This is a genomic window from Tangfeifania diversioriginum (genome assembly GCF_900141875.1).
Taxonomy (GTDB): Bacteria; Bacteroidota; Bacteroidia; order Bacteroidales; family Prolixibacteraceae; genus Tangfeifania; species Tangfeifania diversioriginum.
This window is the reverse complement of sequence record NZ_FQZE01000011.1, coordinates 32,815-52,281: the sequence shown is the minus strand read 5'-3', so window position 1 is coordinate 52,281 and position 19,467 is coordinate 32,815. Positions and strand designations below refer to the sequence as shown.

General features: G+C 43.1%; 18 protein-coding genes and 1 tRNA gene. 10 read left to right on the top strand and 9 right to left on the bottom strand.

The window, feature by feature from the left end; genetic code table 11:
- Positions 1-78: 78 nt before the first annotated feature.
- From rpsT to tatC, 4 genes are all read right to left on the bottom strand, one after another.
- Entirely contained in the window at positions 79-330 is a 252-nt protein-coding gene (gene rpsT / locus BUC07_RS08790) for a 30S ribosomal protein S20 (RefSeq protein WP_073168464.1), read from the bottom strand.
- Between the two features lie 30 nt (positions 331-360).
- Positions 361-432: transfer RNA gene (locus BUC07_RS08785), tRNA-Glu, on the bottom strand.
- Between the two features lie 164 nt (positions 433-596).
- The gene (lptB, locus tag BUC07_RS08780) at positions 597-1,319 is read right to left on the bottom strand and encodes an LPS export ABC transporter ATP-binding protein (RefSeq protein WP_073168462.1); all 723 of its coding nucleotides are present in this window, start codon (positions 1,317-1,319) and stop codon (positions 597-599) included.
- A 30-nt stretch (positions 1,320-1,349) separates the two neighbouring features.
- Positions 1,350-2,231 carry a twin-arginine translocase subunit TatC gene (tatC, locus tag BUC07_RS08775; RefSeq protein ID WP_245792677.1) on the bottom strand — a complete coding sequence of 294 codons (882 nt, stop codon included), beginning with the start codon at positions 2,229-2,231 and terminating at the stop codon, positions 1,350-1,352.
- A 186-nt stretch (positions 2,232-2,417) separates the two neighbouring features.
- Here tatC and recQ point away from each other — a divergent pair, with 186 nt between their 5' ends.
- The gene (gene recQ / locus BUC07_RS08770; protein WP_073168460.1) at positions 2,418-4,604 is read left to right on the top strand and encodes a DNA helicase RecQ; all 2,187 of its coding nucleotides are present in this window, start codon (positions 2,418-2,420) and stop codon (positions 4,602-4,604) included.
- 89 nt (positions 4,605-4,693) lie between these two features.
- Complete coding sequence (ahcY, locus tag BUC07_RS08765) at positions 4,694-6,112, top strand: adenosylhomocysteinase (RefSeq protein WP_073168459.1); 1,419 nt, start codon at positions 4,694-4,696, stop codon at positions 6,110-6,112.
- A 50-nt stretch (positions 6,113-6,162) separates the two neighbouring features.
- On the opposite strand, the gene BUC07_RS08760 is transcribed toward ahcY, so the two are convergent.
- The gene (locus BUC07_RS08760; RefSeq protein ID WP_073168457.1) at positions 6,163-6,597 is read right to left on the bottom strand and encodes a Rieske (2Fe-2S) protein; all 435 of its coding nucleotides are present in this window, start codon (positions 6,595-6,597) and stop codon (positions 6,163-6,165) included.
- A gap of 61 nt (positions 6,598-6,658) precedes the next feature.
- On the opposite strand from BUC07_RS08760, the gene BUC07_RS08755 reads away from it, so the two are divergent.
- From BUC07_RS08755 to BUC07_RS08730, 6 genes are all read left to right on the top strand, one after another.
- Positions 6,659-7,069, top strand: coding sequence for a hypothetical protein (locus tag BUC07_RS08755; protein ID WP_073168455.1), 411 nt, complete (start codon positions 6,659-6,661; stop codon positions 7,067-7,069).
- Positions 7,070-7,219: 150 nt separating this feature from the next.
- Complete coding sequence (greA, locus tag BUC07_RS08750; RefSeq protein WP_073168589.1) at positions 7,220-7,693, top strand: transcription elongation factor GreA; 474 nt, start codon at positions 7,220-7,222, stop codon at positions 7,691-7,693.
- A gap of 6 nt (positions 7,694-7,699) precedes the next feature.
- Complete coding sequence (locus BUC07_RS08745; RefSeq protein WP_073168453.1) at positions 7,700-8,095, top strand: HIT family protein; 396 nt, start codon at positions 7,700-7,702, stop codon at positions 8,093-8,095.
- A gap of 144 nt (positions 8,096-8,239) precedes the next feature.
- Positions 8,240-11,887 (top strand): DNA polymerase III subunit alpha, encoded by a 3,648-nt coding sequence (dnaE, locus tag BUC07_RS08740; RefSeq protein WP_073168451.1) that lies wholly within the window; start codon positions 8,240-8,242, stop codon positions 11,885-11,887.
- Between the two features lie 44 nt (positions 11,888-11,931).
- The gene (trxA, locus tag BUC07_RS08735; protein ID WP_073168449.1) at positions 11,932-12,249 is read left to right on the top strand and encodes a thioredoxin; all 318 of its coding nucleotides are present in this window, start codon (positions 11,932-11,934) and stop codon (positions 12,247-12,249) included.
- 73 nt (positions 12,250-12,322) lie between these two features.
- A complete protein-coding gene (locus BUC07_RS08730) occupies positions 12,323-13,252 on the top strand; it encodes a DUF58 domain-containing protein (RefSeq protein ID WP_073168587.1) in 930 nt (309 codons plus the stop codon).
- Between the two features lie 4 nt (positions 13,253-13,256).
- On the opposite strand, the gene BUC07_RS08725 is transcribed toward BUC07_RS08730, so the two are convergent.
- Positions 13,257-14,387, bottom strand: a complete 1,131-nt coding sequence (locus BUC07_RS08725) for an ATP-binding protein (RefSeq protein WP_073168448.1) — start codon at positions 14,385-14,387, stop codon at positions 13,257-13,259.
- Positions 14,388-14,614: 227 nt separating this feature from the next.
- Between BUC07_RS08725 and BUC07_RS08720 the strand changes: the two genes are divergently transcribed.
- Positions 14,615-16,153 carry a YifB family Mg chelatase-like AAA ATPase gene (locus tag BUC07_RS08720; RefSeq protein ID WP_073168446.1) on the top strand — a complete coding sequence of 513 codons (1,539 nt, stop codon included), beginning with the start codon at positions 14,615-14,617 and terminating at the stop codon, positions 16,151-16,153.
- Between the two features lie 188 nt (positions 16,154-16,341).
- On the opposite strand, the gene BUC07_RS21620 is transcribed toward BUC07_RS08720, so the two are convergent.
- The 3 genes from BUC07_RS21620 to BUC07_RS08705 all read right to left on the bottom strand — a co-directional run bounded on the left by BUC07_RS21620 (position 16,342) and on the right by BUC07_RS08705 (position 18,089).
- Positions 16,342-16,536 carry a type II toxin-antitoxin system HicA family toxin gene (locus BUC07_RS21620; protein WP_073168444.1) on the bottom strand — a complete coding sequence of 65 codons (195 nt, stop codon included), beginning with the start codon at positions 16,534-16,536 and terminating at the stop codon, positions 16,342-16,344.
- Complete coding sequence (locus tag BUC07_RS08710; RefSeq protein ID WP_217652669.1) at positions 16,533-16,772, bottom strand: type II toxin-antitoxin system HicB family antitoxin; 240 nt, start codon at positions 16,770-16,772, stop codon at positions 16,533-16,535. Before BUC07_RS08710 ends, BUC07_RS21620 begins: the two co-directional genes overlap by 4 nt.
- Positions 16,773-16,853: 81 nt before the next feature.
- A complete protein-coding gene (locus BUC07_RS08705; protein WP_073168443.1) occupies positions 16,854-18,089 on the bottom strand; it encodes a pyridoxal phosphate-dependent aminotransferase in 1,236 nt (411 codons plus the stop codon).
- 218 nt (positions 18,090-18,307) lie between these two features.
- Between BUC07_RS08705 and ald the strand changes: the two genes are divergently transcribed.
- Positions 18,308-19,420, top strand: a complete 1,113-nt coding sequence (ald, locus tag BUC07_RS08700) for an alanine dehydrogenase (RefSeq protein WP_073168441.1) — start codon at positions 18,308-18,310, stop codon at positions 19,418-19,420.
- The last annotated feature ends 47 nt before the right edge of the window (positions 19,421-19,467 follow it).

Below are 19,467 nucleotides of genomic sequence, written 5' to 3'. Positions count from 1 at the left end.
AATAACCCACAGTAGCAGGCAGCAAAAAAAGCCTCTCCGCAAAGCGAAGAGGCTTTCAATTTATCATGAAAATTTCTTTTATAAGCTACTCAGCTGACCTGCAAGTTTCGATTTCAGGTTGGCTGCTTTGTTTTTATGAATGATATTCTTTTTTGCCAGTTTATCAATCATAGAAACCACCTTAGGAAGTCTTTTTACAGCTTCTTCTTTATCGGTCTCATTCCGCAAATCCCTAATCGCGTTGCGGGTAGTTTTGGCGTAATATCTGTTGTGTACGCGCCTTTTCTCGTTTTGCCTAATTCTTTTTAAAGCTGACTTGTGATTTGCCATTTTGTTCTATTAAAGTCTTAAAAAATTAAGTAGCCCGTAGGGGATTCGAACCCCTGCTACCAGGATGAAAACCTGGCGTCCTAACCCCTAGACGAACGGGCCATCATATGTTTCCCTGAAATTGGGACTGCAAAAATACTTCATTTTTGTTATCCACCAAATTTTCTTTATAAATTTTTTCTCTGCCGTGATTTTTTAACCTAAACCTTAACGAACCCGGCTGACAGCATTCTGAAATCAAGCTTTTTAAGAATGTGAAAATTATTTTAACGCAATTCAAAATTCTGTCCCAGGTACACTCTTCTCACATCCTCGTCGTTGGCCAGCTCTTCGGCATTGCCTGCTTTCATAATCGATCCTTCAAAAAGCAGGTAGGAGCGGTCGGTAATTGACAATGTTTCGTGAACGTTGTGATCGGTAATGAGCACGCCAATATTCTTCTCTTTAAGCTGCATAACAATCTGCTGTATGTCTTCCACAGCGATTGGATCAACACCGGCAAACGGTTCGTCAAGTAAAATAAATTTGGGATCGATCGCCAGCGCCCGGGCAATTTCTGTACGGCGGCGTTCGCCACCCGAAAGCTGGACCCCCTTGCTCTTTCGGATGTGTTGCAGCCCGAATTCATCAAGCAGGCTTTCAACCTTTTCACGCTGGTATTCTTTGGAGTATTTGGTCATCTCGAGTACAGCCTTCAGGTTATCTTCCACACTCAGTTTTCTGAAAACCGATGCTTCCTGTGCCAGGTAACCGATTCCTTTTTTTGCACGCTTATAAACCGGTAGTTTGGTGATTTCTTCCTGGTCAAGAAAAACTTTTCCTGAAAGGGGTTGTATCAGGCCCACAATCATATAAAACGATGTGGTTTTGCCGGCACCATTGGGGCCAAGCAACCCTACAATTTCCCCTTGGTTCACATCAAAGCTAACTCCTTTAACTACCGTTCGTTTACGGTATTTCTTAACAATATTTTCTGCTCGAAGAATCATTCAGGCAAATAACGAATTTATAGTTGAATATTATATTTCATCCATCTCTTTTTCACGTTTTTTAACTACCCTGCGCGAAATAATAATACCTATTTCATACAGAAACACCAACGGGAAACAAACCATTATCTGGCTGAATATATCGGGCGGTGTAATAACAGCCGAGAGGAGCAACATAACAACATAGGAGTGCCGCCGGTATGTTTTCATAAACTGCGGGGTGAGCAAACCCACCTTGCTCAGGAAATAGGAAAAAATGGGTATTAAAAATATTACACCGGCTGCCAGCGATATGGAAGTAACCGAGCCTATGTACGACTTCAGGTTAATTTGGTTGGTTACATCACCACTTACATTATAGGTGCCTAAAAAATGGATAGAAAGTGGTACTATTAAATAGTATCCAAACAGTATCCCCATTAAAAACAAAACAGAAGTAAAGAAAACAGCACCGCTGGCATGTTGTTTTTCGTTATCATAAAGTGCGGGTTTAATAAAGCGCCAGAATTCATAAAAAACCACAGGTGAAGCAATAATAAAACCTGCAATAATCGAAACCCAAATGTGGGTCATAAACTGTCCGGCAATTTTAATACTTATCAACTCCAACGGAGTTTGGTTAATTCTTAACGCATCAGTTCCCACTGCGTCAGCCAGCTGTGCAAACATCCGGTTAGTCCAGAAATCGGGAGTACGCGGATTTAAAATTACAGTATTGAAAATGAAATCTTTTAAAATAAATGCCGCCACAGCAAACACAATAATGGCAAGTGCCGACCGGATGATGTGCCAACGCAATTCTTCCATATGCTCCAAAAACGACATCTCGGCATAGGCTGATTTCATTCCGCTTTTATCTTCCTCGTTTTTCTTCTTCCCAAAACGCTTATTTCTTTTTTCTTCTTCGCTCATTAACCTTTTCTTTAAAAACTCCACAAATATAAATACTTCCTGCTATTTGAAGCTTTCCATCAATCCAATAATTTAAAAGATTGCTATATATTTATAAAATTTATTAAAATGTATTGACATTTTTTCTACTTTTAATAATTTAGAATATTAAGAATTAGCAGAAGACATTGAGGGAGAATTGTTTTTATGAATAACCAAAAAACTTTAACGGATTACTTACAGCACTATTTTGGGTTCGACCGCTTTAAAGGCCAACAGGAAGAAGCGGTAAAAAGTGTGATGGATGGAAATAATACATTTGTACTGATGCCAACCGGCGGAGGAAAGTCATTAATATATCAGCTCCCTGCACTACTGCTCGAAGGAACTGCTATTGTTATATCTCCGCTAATTGCCCTGATGAAAAACCAGGTGGATTCCATAAGAGGAATGCATTCCGAAGATAAAGTCGCCCATTTTTTAAATTCATCATTATCGAAAGCTGCCTTACAGGAAGTAAAAAATGATGTACTGGCAGGAAGTACAAAACTTTTATACGTAGCGCCTGAGTCGTTGACAAAAGAAGATAATATTGAGTTTCTTAAAAAAGTGAAAATCTCATTTTATGCCATCGACGAGGCGCATTGTATTTCTGAATGGGGACACGACTTCCGTCCGGAATACCGGCGCATCAGGCCAATTGTTGATGAAATTGGCAACGCCCCCATTATTGCACTTACGGCAACAGCAACTGCAAAAGTACAGCACGACATTCAGAAAAACCTGGGTATTCTCGAGGCACGGGTATTTAAAGCTTCGTTTAACAGGGCCAACCTTTATTACGAAATAAGGCCAAAAGTAAAACCCGAGGCCCAAATTATCCGGTTCATTAAACAAAATGAAGGCAAGTCGGGCATTATCTACTGTCTGAGCCGTAAAAAAGTGGAAGAGCTGGCCGAAACACTACAAGTTAACGGTATTAAAGCATTGGCTTACCATGCAGGCATGGATGCGGCCACCCGCTCGGGCAACCAGGATAAATTCCTCATGGAAGAGGTGGATGTAATTGTGGCTACCATTGCTTTTGGAATGGGAATTGACAAACCCGATGTGCGGTTTGTAATCCACTACGATATCCCCAAAAGCCTTGAAGGATATTACCAGGAAACCGGGCGTGCAGGGCGCGATGGCGGTGAAGGGCAGTGCATTACTTTTTACAGCTATAAAGATATTCAGAAGCTGGAAAAATTTATGCACGGCAAACCCGTGGCCGAACAGGAAATTGGCAAACAGCTTTTGCTCGACACTGTTTCTTACGCCGAATCGGCAATATGCCGACGCATTATATTATTACACTACTTTGGCGAAACATATACTAAACAGAATTGTGGCAACTGCGACAACTGCCTCAACCCCAAAGAGCAACTTGAAGCAAGCGACGAAGTGGTACGGGGCCTGAAAGCCATTATTGAGGTAAATGAGAAATACAAAGCCGACCATATAGCCAATATATTAATTGGTAACAAAACAGCAGCCATCAAATCATTTAAACATTATAAGGTTAAATCGTTCGGCGCGGGAAAAGACCACGACGAACGCTTCTGGAACGCAGTTTTCAGGCAGTCGATGATTGCAGGCCTAATTAATAAAGACATTGAAAACTACGGTCTGTTGAAAATGACTGAAAAAGGGCACGAATTTCTTAAAAACCCCACCAGTTTTATGCTGGTAAAAAACCACGAATACGAAGAGGAAGGAGATGACGTTAACACCGGTGGTGCTCCGTCGGGAGGAACAGGCGGTGACCCGGCATTGTTTGCCATGTTAAAAGACTTACGTAAAAAAATTGCCCGAAAAAAGAACCTTCCTCCTTTTGTAATCTTCCAGGATCCTTCACTGGCCGATATGTCAATCCAGTATCCGGTAACACTCGACGAACTTCAGAAAATACAGGGAGTTGGTCAGGGAAAAGCCCGAAGGTACGGGAAAGAATTTGTTGAGCTGATTAAAAACTATGTTGAGGAAAATGAAATTGAACGTCCTGAAGATTTTATAGTACGCACCATCGCCAACAAATCGAAGATGAAAGTTTTCATCATCCAAAGCATCGACAGGAAAATTTCATTTGAAGACATTGCCGGCTCCAAAGGAGTTGAGGTAAAAGATATAATTTCGGAAGTGGAAGCAATTGTCAACTCCGGCACGCGATTAAATATCGACTATTACCTGAACGATGTGTTGGATGAAGATCATCAGGAAGAGGTGTTCGACTATTTCAGGGAAGCGGAAAACGATTCGGTACAGGAAGCTCTCGACGAGCTCGGAGAAGATGAATACTCCGAGGATGACATCCGGCTGATGCGTATCAAATTTATGTCTGATATGGGTAATTAATCCTTTTTTCACCCGATTGAAAACAAAACATTAATCAAGTGTAATTTGTTAACTTTGCACCGTTTTTAATCGAAAAATTAATAAAAGAAATGAGTGTTGCAGTAAACGAAAAATTGAAATACAAAGTGGCAGATATCGGGCTGGCAGAATTTGGGCGTAAAGAAATTGATATCGCCGAAAAAGAAATGCCCGGCTTAATGTCAATCCGCAAAAAGTTTGGCCCGTCAAAACCCCTGAAAGGAGCCCGGGTAATGGGCAGTTTACACATGACCGTGCAAACTGCAGTATTAATTGAAACCCTTGCCGAGCTGGGTGCAGAAGTGCGCTGGGCAAGTTGTAATATTTTTTCCACACAAGACCATGCCGCAGCTGCTATTGCAGAGTCCGGCATCCCCGTTTTTGCCTGGAAAGGCGAAACACTCGAAGAGTACTGGTGGTGTACTGAAAACGCCCTCGATTTTGGCGACGGAAAAGGCCCCCACCTGATTGTTGACGACGGCGGCGATGCCACCCTGATGGTCCACCGTGGTTACCAGGCAGAAGAAAACGCTTCATTACTCGATCAGCCGGCAGAAGGAGAAGACGAAGTTGAACTCAATAAAATACTGAAACGAATTCTGAAAGAAACGCCTGACCGCTGGCACAAAGCCGCAAAAGACATGAAGGGAGTTTCTGAAGAAACCACAACCGGTGTTCACCGCCTCTACCAAATGAAAGAGGAGGGCAAACTGCTCTTCCCGGCCATTAATGTGAACGACTCGGTTACCAAATCTAAATTTGATAACCTCTACGGTTGCCGCGAATCGCTGGCTGACGGGATAAAACGCGCTACCGATGTAATGATTGCCGGAAAAGTTGTGGTTGTAGCCGGTTACGGCGATGTGGGCAAAGGATGCGCCAAGTCGATGAAAGGCTACGGCGCTCGTGTAATAGTTACCGAAATTGACCCGATTTGCGCACTGCAGGCCGCCATGGAAGGCTTTGAAGTAAAAACAATGGAAGAGGCCCTCGACGAAGGAAATATTTTTGTTACCACAACCGGAAACAAAGATGTAATTACCGCCGAACACATGGCCAATATGAAGGACCAGGCAATTGTTTGTAACATCGGGCATTTCGACAACGAAATACAGGTGGCCAAGCTCGAAAAATTTCCGGGCATTAAAAAACTGAACATCAAACCACAGGTTGATAAATTTACCTACGAAGACGGACACAGTATCTATCTGCTCGCCGAAGGCCGCCTTGTTAACCTGGGTTGCGCAACCGGCCACCCGTCATTTGTAATGAGTAATTCATTTACCAACCAGTCGCTGGCGCAAATTGATTTATGGCAAAATGACTATGAAATTGATGTATATCGTCTGCCTAAAAAACTCGACGAGGAAGTAGCACGCCTGCACCTCGAACAACTGGGCGTGAAACTCACAAAAATGAACGACGAACAGGCCAAATATCTTGGAGTTCCCAAAGAAGGGCCTTTCAAACCAGACCATTACAGGTATTAATATAAAAGGATGAAATTTTCAAAACGGGGTTCTTTGCAGGATCCCGTTTTTTAATTATATACCCGAAGCGTAAATTCATTAACCACCGAAACATTATACTGTTTCAGCGGCATTTCGGCAGGCCCACGCGAAGGATACGCACCGCTGATTAAAATAAACTGCGACTCACAACACGGACATTCGGCCAGCACTCCCTCGTTTTTAACAATGCAGCCACGGCTTACTTCATGAGTGCACGTGGCATCAAAAGCATAATACGAACCCGGCAGCTCGCAATACACAATTATGCCACCATAACCCACATTAGGAAAATAAACTGAATTTGTTGCAACAGTCAGTTCGTTCACGATATTCAAATTAATGGTGAATGAAACCGGCACATTCGGAACAGGAGTGTTTTGAGGCTTTTTGCATGCAACTGAAAAAAGCATCAACAACATGGAAACCATAAAATACTTTCTGCTTTTCAGGATCAGCTGCTTCATTTTTCTTATTTTTACTAAAACTTTCCAGTAGCCAATTTATTGCTGCAAAAATACAAAGAATATGGATGATTTATTAGTTATTATTTTAACATTGATTTTTGCTGCTGCCGGCATTTTCGGGCAGTCGAAAAAAAAGAAAGCACAGCAAGCCAAACAGCCGGTGCCAAAACCGCAACCCGAAGAGCATGACAGTTTCTGGGATTTCCTGGAAGGCGAATCGCCGAAGCCCCGTGAGTCAAAGATTGAAGCCCAACCGGAACAAGCCTACCGGCAACCACAGCAGAACACCGAAAATAAAAAACCTGAACCGGTTCAAAACGTTCAGCCGGCCAAAAAAAAATCATCCATTTATTCTACTGACCTAACCGGAAAAAAGGAGGCTGAAAACCAAAGGAAGTCGAAATTAAAAAACAAATTTTCGCTAAGGAAAGCCGTAATTTACAGCGAAATATTAAACCGCAAATACACTTAGATTGCCATAAATCATTCATTTTTAATATTTTTATAGAAGTTATTTTTAATATTGCAGAAATTAACTATTTTTGTGAAAGGAAGAGTTCCGGGAGATCTGGAATTCTTTCTGTTTTTTTATAGCTCAATTATAAATGAGGAGGAATTAAAAATGTCGACAGTAACATATTTGACACAAAAAGGACTTGATAAACTAAAAAAAGAGCTGGAACGGCTAACAAACGTAGAACGACCGGCCATTTCAAAGCAAATTGGTGAAGCCATCGAGAAAGGCGATATTTCGGAAAACGCTGAATACGATGCCGCCAAAGATGCCCAAGGTATGCTCGAAGCAAAAATCGCTGAGATACAGTCAAAAATCGCTAATGCCCGTATTCTCGATGAATCGAAAATCGACACTACTCAGGTTCAGATTCTGAATACCATTAAAATTAAAAACAAAAAGAACAATGCTACAATGAAATATACCATTGTTCCTGAAAGTGAAGCCAACCTGAAAGAAGGAAAAATTTCAGTAACAACCCCTATTGCCAAAGGATTAATGGGCAAAAAAGTGGGCGACGAAGTTGAAATTAAAGTGCCTTCGGGTATTATTCCTTTTGAAATTGTAGAAATCTCAATTTAAAAAATTATGGCAAGCATTTTCACAAAAATCGTAAATGGCGAAATCCCGGCTTACAAGGTAGCGGAAGATGAAAAATTCCTTGCCTTTCTGGATATTTCACCCGTTGCCAAAGGCCACACGTTGGTAATTCCCAAAAAAGAAGTTGACGACCTCTTCGATCTTGAAGATGAACTTTATTCAGGATTGCAGCTTTTTGCAAAAAAAGTTGCTTCCGGGCTAAAAAAAGCAGTCCCTTGCATTAAAGTTGGAATGCTGGTTCTGGGGCTCGAAGTGCCACACGCGCACATTCACCTTATCCCCATGCAAAGCGAAGCCGATGTTTTAAACTTTTCGCAAAAAATAAAAATGACTGAAGAAGAGTTTGTGGAGTTGAGCAAAAAAATTGCACAGGAAATAAAATAAGACATTAATCTTTTTTACTGAAAAGCCCGGTTTTTTTACCGGGTTTTTTTATCTCATTTTTTTCAACAATTGAAATTCCGGCCTTCAAAAATAGTAACTTTATGCTTCCTTTGGGGCAGGTAAAATTTTAAAAAAAGGCATAAAATGGTTCCGTTTTCACATTTACACGTACACTCACAATATTCAATTTTAGATGGTGCTGCCAGTGTTGCCGATTTGGTAACCAAGGCAAAAAAAGACGGCATGAGGGCCCTGGCACTGACCGACCACGGCACCATGTTTGGCATAAAAGAATTTCATTTAAAATGTAAAAATGCGGGACTGAAACCCATTCTCGGTTGCGAAACCTATGTTGCCCGGCGCTCGCTGACCGACAAAACAAACAAAGAGGACCGCTATGGCGACCACCTGATTTTGCTGGCCAAAAACAAACAAGGGTACAGAAACCTGGTAAAACTTATTTCAGTAGCCTACATCAACGGATTTTACTACAAGCCCCGAATCGACAAAAATCTGCTCGAAAAACACCGCGAGGGACTGATTGTTTCCTCGGCTTGCCTTGGTGGCGAAATTTCCACGGCAATAATGAACAACCACGTGGAAGATGCTGAAAATGCAATCCTGTGGTACAAAAATTTATTTGGCAGCGATTTCTATCTCGAACTCATGAGGCATCCATCCGAAATGCCCGAACAGCGCGAGAATGTGTACGACAAACAGGTGCTGGTTAATGAAACATTGCTGAAACTGGCAAAAAAACACGACATAAAAGTAATTGCAACCAACGATGTGCATTTTACCAATGCCGAAGATGCCGATGCCCACGATCTGCTTATTTGCCTGAACACCGGGAAAGACATCGACGATCCGTCGCGGATGCGTTACACTAAACAGGAATGGTTTAAAACCCAGAAAGAAATGAACGAACTGTTTGCTGACGTGCCGGAAGCGTTATCGAACACCGCAGAAATAGTGGATAAAATTGAAAATTATGAACTGGATTCCGATCCAATTATGCCCTACTTCCCCATTCCGGAAGAGTTTGGAACCGAGGAGGACTTCAAAAAAGAATACCCGGAAGCAAAACTAATTGAAGAATTAGGAGAAAAGGACTTCATCCGGATGGGCGGTTACGAAAAAGTAATCCGTGTAAAAAGGGAAGCAGCCTACCTGCGTCATCTTACTTTTAAAGGTGCCGAAGAAAGATACGGTTCGCCAGTTCCTGAAAATGTTGTAAAACGCCTCGATTTTGAACTGAACACTATCAAACAGATGGGATTTCCGGGATATTTCCTTATTGTTCAGGACTTTATAAATGCCGCCCGAGAAATGGGAGTCCTTGTCGGCCCCGGGCGTGGTTCGGCTGCCGGAGCTGCCGTCTCCTACTCTACCGGAATTACCAACATCGACCCCATTAAGTACGATCTGCTTTTTGAGCGTTTCCTCAACCCCGACCGGATATCAATGCCCGATGTGGACATCGACTTTGACGACGACGGCCGCGAGAAAGTACTCGACTATGTGACAAAAAAATACGGACACGATAAAGTAGCGCACATCTGTACTTTCGGCACCATGGCCACCAAACTGGCCATCCGCGATGTATCCCGCGTGCTGAAACTCCCGCTTCCCGAAGCCGACAGGCTGGCAAAGCTCGTTCCCGATGCCCCAAAAATGACTTTCCCAAAGGCATTCAAAGAAAATCCGGATCTTAAAAAAGAAAAAAATTCCGACAATCCGCTAATTGCCAAAACCATAAAATTTGCCGAGACGCTCGAAGGTTCGGTCAGGCAAACCGGAGTGCACGCCTGTGGCGTACTTATCAGCCGCGACCCGCTTACCGACCACATTCCACTAATGCCTACCAAAGACGGTGAAACGCTGCCAACCACGCAATACGACGGGCGTTTCGTGGAAGATATCGGGTTGCTGAAAATGGATTTTCTGGGATTGAAAACCCTTTCGATTATAAAGGAAACACTCGATAATATCAAATTTTCAAAAGGAATAGAAATTGATATTGACAATATTCCGTGGGACGACGAAAAAACGTTCGAACTGTTTAGCCATGGTGAAACAACGGCCATTTTCCAGTTTGAATCCGACGGGATGAAAAAACACCTCCGCGACCTCAAGCCCAACCGGTTTGAAGACCTCGTGGCCATGAACGCCCTCTACCGTCCCGGCCCAATGGAATATATTCCAAGTTACATTGCACGTAAACACGGCCGCCAAAAAGTGGAATACGACCTACCCATGATGGAAACATACCTGAGCGAAACATACGGAATTACGGTATTCCAGGAGCAGGTGATGTTACTGTCCCGCCTGCTTGCCAATTTTTCGGGCGGCGATTCAGACACCCTCCGCAAGGCAATGGGTAAAAAAATTACTTCCCTTATGGAAGAGATGAAAGAGAAGTTTGAAAAAGGATGCATGGCCAACTACAAATTTTTGGACGAATGTAAACTGGTTGGCAAAAAGCCCGAGTCGGTAATCGAAAAAATATGGAAAGATTGGGAGGCATTTGCATCATACGCTTTCAATAAATCACACTCGGTTTGTTACGCCTACATTGCTTACCAAACCGGCTACCTGAAAGCACACTACCCGGGTGAATTTATGGCTGCCAACATGAGCCGAAACCTCAACAATATTACAGATATCACCAAACTGATGACCGAATGCAGACGCATGGGAATGAACGTGTTGGGGCCTGACGTAAATGAAAGTTTCATCAAATTCACCTCCAACAAAAACGGCGACATACGTTTTGGAATGGCCGCCATTAAAGGCGTGGGCTCCAACGCGGCAAAAGACGTAATTGAAGCCCGCAACAGCAGCGGGAAGTTTGAAACTGTTTACGATTTTGTAGAGAATGTGAACCTGCAAACCGTCAACAAAAAAAATATGGAAGCACTTGCAATGGCAGGCGCTTTCGATAGTTTGAAAGGACTGAAACGAAGCAGTTTTTTTGCCGGCGAAAATGAAAACGACAGCACCACATTTATTGAAAAATTAATTCGCTACGGAAACAAAATTCAAACCGAAAACCAAAGTATGCAGCAAAGTTTGTTTGGCGATGCAGGAAGCAGTTCGGTAGTGAAAAAACCGGCAATTCCCGAAGTGGATGAATGGCCGCAACTTGTTTTGCTCGAAAAAGAGAAAAACCTGATAGGGATTTACCTTACCGCACATCCGCTCGACGATTACAAAATTGAAATTGAAAACTTTTGCGCACGTGATGTGGCACTGAAAGACCTGAAAAACGATATCGATAAATACAAAGGTCGCGATTTTACTTTTGGCGGAATGGTGGTTGCCGCACGCGAAGCCACTTCCAAAAACGGAAATCCGTTCAGCACACTCACCCTGTCAGATTATACCGACACGTATGAATTCTTCTTTTTTGGCCAGGATTACGTCAACTTTCACAAATTCTGCAAAACCGGGCTTTTCATTTTGGTGAAAGGCACTGTTAAACAACGGTTCAACAGCGAATCGTATGAATTTAAAGCCACTCAGATTGAGTTGCTTTCAGAAGCGCGTAAAAATTATGTGCAAAGCGTAACTATAAATATTCCGCTCGGCAAAATCAACGAATCGGTAGTGGAAGAAATTGAAAAACTGGCTCAAAACAATAAGGGCAAAGCGTTGTTAAAATTTAATGTTTACGATCCGGAAAGCAACATGTTCATTAACCTGTTTTCGCGCAGTAAACGGATATTTTTGTCCAATGAATTTGTTCGCTTTTTTGAAGGGAAAGAAGATATTGGATACAGAATTAATTAAATTTGTATAAAACAAAAGAATATTCACATTAAAATAAAAAAATTATGGCGAAAGAAATAACTGATGCCAATTTCGAAGAATTGGTTTTAAAATCCGACAAACCTGTAATGCTCGATTTCTGGGCAGTTTGGTGTGGCCCCTGCCGTATGATTGCCCCTATTGTTGAAGAGATGGCTGAAGAATACGAAGGGAAAGCGGTAATTGGAAAAGTGGACGTGGATTCAAATCCTGAAGTGGCTATGAAATACGGAATCCGCAACATTCCCACCACGCTTTTTGTGAAAAACGGCGAAGTGGCCGACAAACAAGTGGGCGCAGCACCTAAAAATGTTTTTACTGACAAGCTCGACGCACTGCTTTAATTAAAATGCATTGCTGAAGAAATAGTGCACCGGATGGTTTTTGCTGTCCGGTGCTTTTGTTAATTTCGCTGCTGTGAAAAATATTTTCGACATAGAACAATTTCATCAGTTCGATAACCTCGGCCTGATTGCCCGCGAAGTAGTAGAAGGTTTCATAACCGGTTTGCACCGCAGCCCGTTTCACGGTTTTTCGGTTGAATTTGCCGAGCACCGGCTGTACAACCAGGGCGAATCAACCAAACACATCGACTGGAAACTGTTTGCCCGCACCGACAAGCTGTTTGTAAAACAGTACGAAGAAGAAACAAACCTGCGCTGTCAGCTGGTTATCGACACTTCTTCCTCAATGTTGTTCCCGTACCACAAAGGGAAAAAACACCTGCAAAACAAGCTGGCTTTTTCGGTGTACACGGCCGCCGCTCTCATTTATCTGCTGCGCAAACAACGAGATGCAACCGGGCTCACACTTTTTTCTGATGAAATTGAATTTCACACAGCACCACGGCTCTCGTCGGTAAATGCCGAATTGATGTATGGTAAGCTTTCGGAACTTATTCAACCCGAAAATGCCCACTTGCGCAAAAACACCAATACCACCGAGGTGCTTCACCAAATTGCTGAAAATATCCACAAACGCTCGCTGGTAGTCCTTTTCAGCGATATGATTGACAGCAGCGAAACCGACGAACTCTTTTCGGCCCTGCAGCACCTGCGCTACAACAAGCACGAAGTCATCCTTTTTCACGTGACCGACCACAGGCAGGAACGCGAATTTGATTTCAGCAACCGCCCGCACAAATTTGTTGATCTTGAAACTGGCCAAGCCATAAAACTGAACCCCTGGGAAGTAAAAAACCGGTATGTTTCATCGGTGAAATCGTATTTTAACGATCTGAAAGTGAAGTGCGGCCAATACCAAATAGACCTGGCCGAAGCCGACATCAACAAAGATTTTAAAGAGGTTTTGCTGGCCTACATGGTGAAGAGGAAGCAATTGTTCTAAAAAATCAGAGAATAAAATTCTGGTAATTTTCTGAATTTATAACTTCAAAATCAGCATTTTCATAGGTTTCGAGCCACGACCTGGGAACTTTTGATTTCTTCTTTTTCCATTTTATTTCATAACCGGAAAGTTTTCCTGACGATTCTTCAATATAATCCAATTCTGCTCCGGTATACGTTCGCCAAAAATAAGATTTGGCATGGGCTCTTTTGTAGCTATTCCTTTTTATTCTTTCTGAAATTATAAAATTCTCCCACAGCGCACCAATATCGGGGCGTTTATCCGGCAATGAAAAATCTTCGATAACTGAGTTCCTTATTCCGGTATCGAAAAAATATATTTTTTTATTCTTGGTGATCTCCTTCCGAAGGTTCCGGCTAAATCCGGGTAATCGATAAATTACAAAAACTTTTTCGAGCAGGTCGATATAGGAAATAACAGTATCGGTGCTTAACCCCAGTTTTCTTCCCAGTTCGCTGTAAGAAACCGGAGAGCCTATTTGATAGGCAAGAAGTTGCAGTAATTCATAAATTTTCCCTGAATTTTTAATCTGGCTAAGTGTAAGTAAATCTTTATACAAAAACGACTCGATTATTTCTTTCAAATAATCCATTTTGTCTAATTTGTTTTCATAACTAAAAACTTCAGGGTACATTCCAAACATCAGATAATCTGCCAGTTCGGAATCTAATTCAAAAGAATTTTTAAGTTTGGATATTTCAAGCAGTGAAATAGGGAATAAGGTAAATGTCCACTTCCGGCCCGTTAAGGGTTCGCTTATTTTATTGGCAAGCTCAAAAGAAGAAGAACCTGTTGCTATAATTTTTAACTCAGGAATATTGTCTTTGATGATTTTTAGATTTAGTCCAATATCCGGCACTTGCTGAGCTTCATCAATGAAAAGCAAGTCGTAGCCTGAAACAAGACGTTTAATTTGAGTTAGGTCTGCACTCGATAAAATTTCTCTGTATTTTAACTGATCGGCATTAATTTCCAGTCCTTTGCCAAAATCATTTTTAAGTATTGTTTTTATGAGCGTGGTTTTACCAACCTGTCTTGCGCCGTAAACCACAATGATTTTATCCGATTGCTTCAATCGATGAATGATGTTTGCTGCAATATATCTTGGTATCATCTCCAAATTTTTATTTCAAATATAACAAATATTCGACAAATTAGCGTGAATTCATCGAATTGACTCGACAAATTAGCGTGAATTCATCGAGAACATGAGACAAATTAGCGCAAACTCATCGAATGAAAGGTTTTTGAAATCGACTCGTTTCCCATAAACCACTGGGTATTTTCCTTTTCAACATAAAATTCCTACATTTAACTGTTCAAACTAAAATACCCTGACCCATGCTGGTAAAAACTTATGGAAGCTCAGTTTTCGGAATCGATGCCACCACCATCACCATTGAAGTAGATGTTACAAAAGGGATTAAATTTATGCTGGTTGGCCTGCCCGACAGTGCCGTAAAAGAGAGCCAGCAACGCATTGAATCGGCTTTGCGGCTGAACGGTTTTAAATGGCCACGCTACAAAATCATCATCAACATGGCACCGGCCGATATCCGCAAAGAAGGCTCGGCTTATGATTTACCGCTCGCAGCTGCAATTCTGGCTGCATCAGACCAAATCAGTGCCGAAAAACTGAGTAAGTTTGTACTGATGGGTGAACTTTCGCTCGACGGTACTTTGCAACCCATAAAAGGCGTTTTGCCCATTGCTATTAATGCCCGCAAAGAAGGTTTCGAAGGGTTCATCCTGCCCAAACAAAATGCGCGTGAAGCAGCAGTAGTGGACAAGCTGAATGTTTATGGCGCCGAAAATATCCGCGAGGTAATTGATTTTCTGAACGGCGAAAACAAAATTGAACAAACCATTGTGGACACCCGCGCCGAGTTTTATGCCCGCATGAACAACAACCCACTCGATTTTTCGGATGTAAAAGGCCAGGAAAACGTGAAGCGGGCGTTGGAGATTGCTGCTGCCGGCGGGCACAATATTATTTTAATCGGTCCGCCCGGTTCGGGGAAAACAATGCTGGCCAAACGAATTCCCACCATTTTGCCGCCATTTACTTTGAAAGAAGCACTCGAAACGACCAAAATCCATTCGGTAGCCGGAAAGATTGGCAAAGACACTTCACTGATGACCCGGCGCCCCTTCCGGAGTCCCCATCACACCATTTCTGATGTCGCACTCGTGGGCGGTGGCAACTATCCGCAGCCGGGCGAAATTTCGCTGGCACACAATGGGGTGTTGTTCCTCGACGAACTGCCCGAATTTAAACGCACGGTGCTGGAAGTGATGCGCCAGCCGCTGGAAGACCGGCTCATTACGATTTCACGCGCTAAATTTTCGGTGGAATATCCCAGCAGTTTTATGCTGGTGGCTTCCATGAATCCCTGTCCGTGCGGGTATTACAACCACCCCACCAAAGAGTGCGTTTGCGGACCCGGTGTGGTGCAAAAGTACCTCAACAAAATATCCGGCCCGCTGCTCGACCGCATCGACATTCACCTGGAAGTGGTGCCGGTGCCATTTAAAAAACTGGCCGAGGCGGAGTCGTCCGAGAACAGCGAAACAGTTCGTGAGCGGGTGATGAAAGCCCGGAAAATTCAGGAAGCACGGTTTGAAAACCACAAAGGCATATATGCCAACGCGCAAATGAACTCGAAACTCATCCGAAAATATGTGCAACTGGACGAAGCCGGCAACGAACTCATCAAAAATGCCATGGATAAACTGGGCCTCTCCGCCCGCGCCTACGACCGCATTTTAAAAGTAGCGCGCACCATTGCCGACCTCGAAGCAGAAGAAAACGTGCAGGCACACCACCTCTCGGAAGCCATTCACTACCGGAGCCTGGACCGGGAAAATTGGGGAGGATAGGAAGTTGGCAGCCTGCCCTGCGGAATCCGACGCAGGAGGAAATTCCGGCAGGGTTGGCAGTGTGCAGTTGGCAAAGTGGCACAAATTACAAATTTTCGCCAGCTTTGCAGACTTTAATGGTAGGCGTTACGATGCGCCTCGTTTATCTCCAGGAAGGCAATCAGGCTTAAACCAAAAGATTAGTTCTTTTATTTACCTAACGGAAGACTTACGTCCAAATCCTTACATATCTTTTCAGCAGTGAATTGCTTAATATCAGGGTGTCTTGGAATTGTTGAAATTTTCCCGTTTGCAGGATTATAAAAAAGACTGTGTTTTTTCCCTTCTCTCAATAAATAACATCCATTTTTGGTAAGATGCTTAATAAATTTTCTCCGTTTCATTCCGAGAGATCAATTGTTTCCCTGTAGCTTTTGGAACCCGCAACAACACTTTTTTGGGAAAGGATCTTGTTTGATTCAAGAACCATTTGGAGAGCATCTTTCAAATTCTCTTTTGCCTCATCTAACGTTTCTCCCTGAGTATTTGCGCCGGGAATTTCCTCAACATACGCAGAATATCCGCCTTTGGGTTCTTCAACAAAAACGGCAGTAAATGTGCAATTATTTAATTTCATCATATTTGATTTTCACCAAAGATATTAAATTACCACTGAAAATTCTACAATAATAAGCAAAAACAAATCAACTTAACAAACTCACTATGAATTCATTTCATTTTTCACAACCTCCGTTTTCTTCACTCTACTTCCCGGATAAACTTTTAACGCTTCTTCCAAAATTTTCAGGCTTTTGGCCAAATCCTGCCGGTTGAGCACATAGGCAATGCGCACCTCATCCACTCCTTTGTCGGACGCGGTATAAAACCCCGACCCCGGCGCCAGGTAAATGGTTTCGTTTTGGTACTCAAAATCAGCAAGCAGCCAGGCACAAAACTTTTCGGCATTATCAACGGGCAGGCGGGCAACCGTGTAAAATGCCCCCATCGGGATGGGTGAATAAACCCCTTCGATGCGGTTCAGTCCGTCGATTAAAAACTTCCGGCGGTTCACATATTCATTGTAATTACTGAGCATATATTCCGGGTCAGCGTCGAGCGACGCTTCGGCAGCAATCTGTCCGATAAGCGGCGGGCTCAAACGGGCCTGGCAAAATTTCAGCACATTGCGTTTCACCTCTTCGTTTTTGGTAATCAGCGCCCCAATACGTAGTCCGCACTCGCTGTAACGCTTTGAAACCGAATCGACCAGCACCACATTCTGCTCGATTCCCTCCAAATGAAACGACGAAATATATGGCGAACCAGTGTAGCAAAACTCGCGGTAAACTTCATCGGAAAACAGGTACAGGTCATACTTTTTCACGAGATCGCGGATTTTGTTCATCTCCTCCTGCGTGTACAAATAGCCGGTCGGGTTGTTGGGATTGCAAATCATAATCCCTTTGGTTTTGGAGGTAATCAATTTTTCAAACTCCTCCACCGGAGGCAATGCAAAACCATCTTCAATACTGGCAGCAATGGATTTAATTTGTGCGCCAGCCACAATGGCAAACGCTTCGTAGTTGGCATAGGCCGGTTCGGGCACAATAATTTCATCGCCCGGATCGAGACAGCTCATAAACGCAAAAGTCACCGCCTCACTTCCGCCGGCAGTTATAATAATATCTTCAACATCCACATCAATTTTAAATTTGTGGTAATATTTCGCCAATTTTTCGCGAAAAGAGCGAATTCCCTCGCTGGGAGTATATTCCAAAATGGCACGATCGATATTTTTTATCGCCGCAAGCGCTGCCGGCGGGGTTGGCAAATCGGGCTGACCAATGTTTAAATGATAAACTTTAACCCCCCGCTCGCGGGCTTTATCAGCGAGTGGCGCTAATTTTCGAATGGGCGAGTCAGGCATGGCCTTTCCTCTGTCTGAAACTTGTGGCATGTTGTAAAATATATTTTAAAGGGAACAAAGATATAAGTATCAATCTGAAAACAATAAATATTAAAAAATTTCAATTCAGCTTGTTAGTGAAACCTTAACTTTCAAATTGACATTTACCTGTTATATAAAACCATTCCACAGCCAAATCCTTAATATTTATCATATTTTGGTAAATTGCAGGATTCTATTTTTGGCCAAAACATTTAAAACTAACAACTATGATTATTGGAGTTCCCACAGAAATAAAAAATAACGAAAACCGCATTGCGCTTACGCCGGCGGGAGCAGCAGAATTGGTAAAACGCGGACATGTGGTTTATATCCAGTCGGGTGGCGGAAACGGCAGTGGTTTCAAGGATGAAGACTACACAGAAGCCGGCGCTAAAATCCTGCCGACCATTGAAGATGTTTATGGCATTGCCGAAATGATAATGAAGGTGAAAGAACCGATTGAGCCTGAATATAAACTGATTAAAAAAAACCAGGTGCTTTTTACCTATTTCCATTTTGCATCGTCGGAAAAATTAACCAAAGCAATGATTGACAATGGCTCGGTTTGTATTGCTTACGAAACCGTGGAGCTCGACGACCGTTCGCTGCCGTTGCTTGTGCCCATGAGCGAAGTAGCAGGCCGCATGTCGGTTCAGGAAGGCGCCAAATTCCTCGAAAAAACTTTTGGTGGCTACGGTGTATTGCTGGGAGGTGTCCCCGGAGTTCCTCCTGCGAAAGTATTGATTCTGGGTGGCGGGATTGTTGGAACCGAAGCGGCAAAAATGGCTGCCGGACTGGGCGCCGATGTTACCATTATGGACATCAACCTGAAACGGCTTCGCTACCTCGATGACATTATGCCGGCCAATGTGAAAACCTCGATGAGCAATGATTACAATATTCGCGATTATGTGAAAACTTACGACCTGATAATCGGGGCAGTACTCATCCCGGGAGCTAAAGCGCCGCGGCTAATTACCCGCGACATGCTCAAAACCATGCGTCCGGGAACAGTTATGGTTGACGTTGCTGTTGACCAGGGAGGTTGTTTTGAAACCACAAAAGCTACCACACACGCCGATCCTACTTTCAATATCGACGATGTTATTCACTACTGCGTGGCCAACATGCCGGGAGCTGTTCCGCGCACTTCAACAATAGCGCTGACTAACGCTACCCTCCCCTACGCGCTGCAAATTGCAGAAAAAGGATGGAAACAGGCCTGTACCAACAGCATTCCACTGCGCAAAGGATTAAATGTGGTGAATGGGAAAGTGGTTTACCAGGGAGTTGCCGAAGCTTTCGGTCTGCCCTTCGAAAAAGCAGAAACTGTGCTGTAAAAATCTAACCAAATCAAATATTTCAAAGCCTTCTGTTCTTTTACAGG

What these genes read in the sequence shown, in the direction of transcription:
- dnaE (WP_073168451.1), top strand. Translation starts at nt 8,240, where the DNA reads ATGGTTCCGTTTTCACATTTACACGTACACTCACAATATTCAATTTTA.
- BUC07_RS08725 (WP_073168448.1), bottom strand. Translation starts at nt 14,387, where the DNA reads ATGATACCAAGATATATTGCAGCAAACATCATTCATCGATTGAAGCAA.
- BUC07_RS08745 (WP_073168453.1), top strand. Translation starts at nt 7,700, where the DNA reads ATGGCAAGCATTTTCACAAAAATCGTAAATGGCGAAATCCCGGCTTAC.
- BUC07_RS08705 (WP_073168443.1), bottom strand. Translation starts at nt 18,089, where the DNA reads ATGCCACAAGTTTCAGACAGAGGAAAGGCCATGCCTGACTCGCCCATT.
- rpsT (WP_073168464.1), bottom strand. Translation starts at nt 330, where the DNA reads ATGGCAAATCACAAGTCAGCTTTAAAAAGAATTAGGCAAAACGAGAAA.
- BUC07_RS21620 (WP_073168444.1), bottom strand. Translation starts at nt 16,536, where the DNA reads ATGAAACGGAGAAAATTTATTAAGCATCTTACCAAAAATGGATGTTAT.
- BUC07_RS08760 (WP_073168457.1), bottom strand. Translation starts at nt 6,597, where the DNA reads ATGAAGCAGCTGATCCTGAAAAGCAGAAAGTATTTTATGGTTTCCATG.
- greA (WP_073168589.1), top strand. Translation starts at nt 7,220, where the DNA reads ATGTCGACAGTAACATATTTGACACAAAAAGGACTTGATAAACTAAAA.
- lptB (WP_073168462.1), bottom strand. Translation starts at nt 1,319, where the DNA reads ATGATTCTTCGAGCAGAAAATATTGTTAAGAAATACCGTAAACGAACG.
- ald (WP_073168441.1), top strand. Translation starts at nt 18,308, where the DNA reads ATGATTATTGGAGTTCCCACAGAAATAAAAAATAACGAAAACCGCATT.
- tatC (WP_245792677.1), bottom strand. Translation starts at nt 2,231, where the DNA reads ATGAGCGAAGAAGAAAAAAGAAATAAGCGTTTTGGGAAGAAGAAAAAC.
- BUC07_RS08710 (WP_217652669.1), bottom strand. Translation starts at nt 16,772, where the DNA reads ATGATGAAATTAAATAATTGCACATTTACTGCCGTTTTTGTTGAAGAA.
- trxA (WP_073168449.1), top strand. Translation starts at nt 11,932, where the DNA reads ATGGCGAAAGAAATAACTGATGCCAATTTCGAAGAATTGGTTTTAAAA.
- BUC07_RS08755 (WP_073168455.1), top strand. Translation starts at nt 6,659, where the DNA reads ATGGATGATTTATTAGTTATTATTTTAACATTGATTTTTGCTGCTGCC.
- BUC07_RS08720 (WP_073168446.1), top strand. Translation starts at nt 14,615, where the DNA reads ATGCTGGTAAAAACTTATGGAAGCTCAGTTTTCGGAATCGATGCCACC.
- recQ (WP_073168460.1), top strand. Translation starts at nt 2,418, where the DNA reads ATGAATAACCAAAAAACTTTAACGGATTACTTACAGCACTATTTTGGG.
- ahcY (WP_073168459.1), top strand. Translation starts at nt 4,694, where the DNA reads ATGAGTGTTGCAGTAAACGAAAAATTGAAATACAAAGTGGCAGATATC.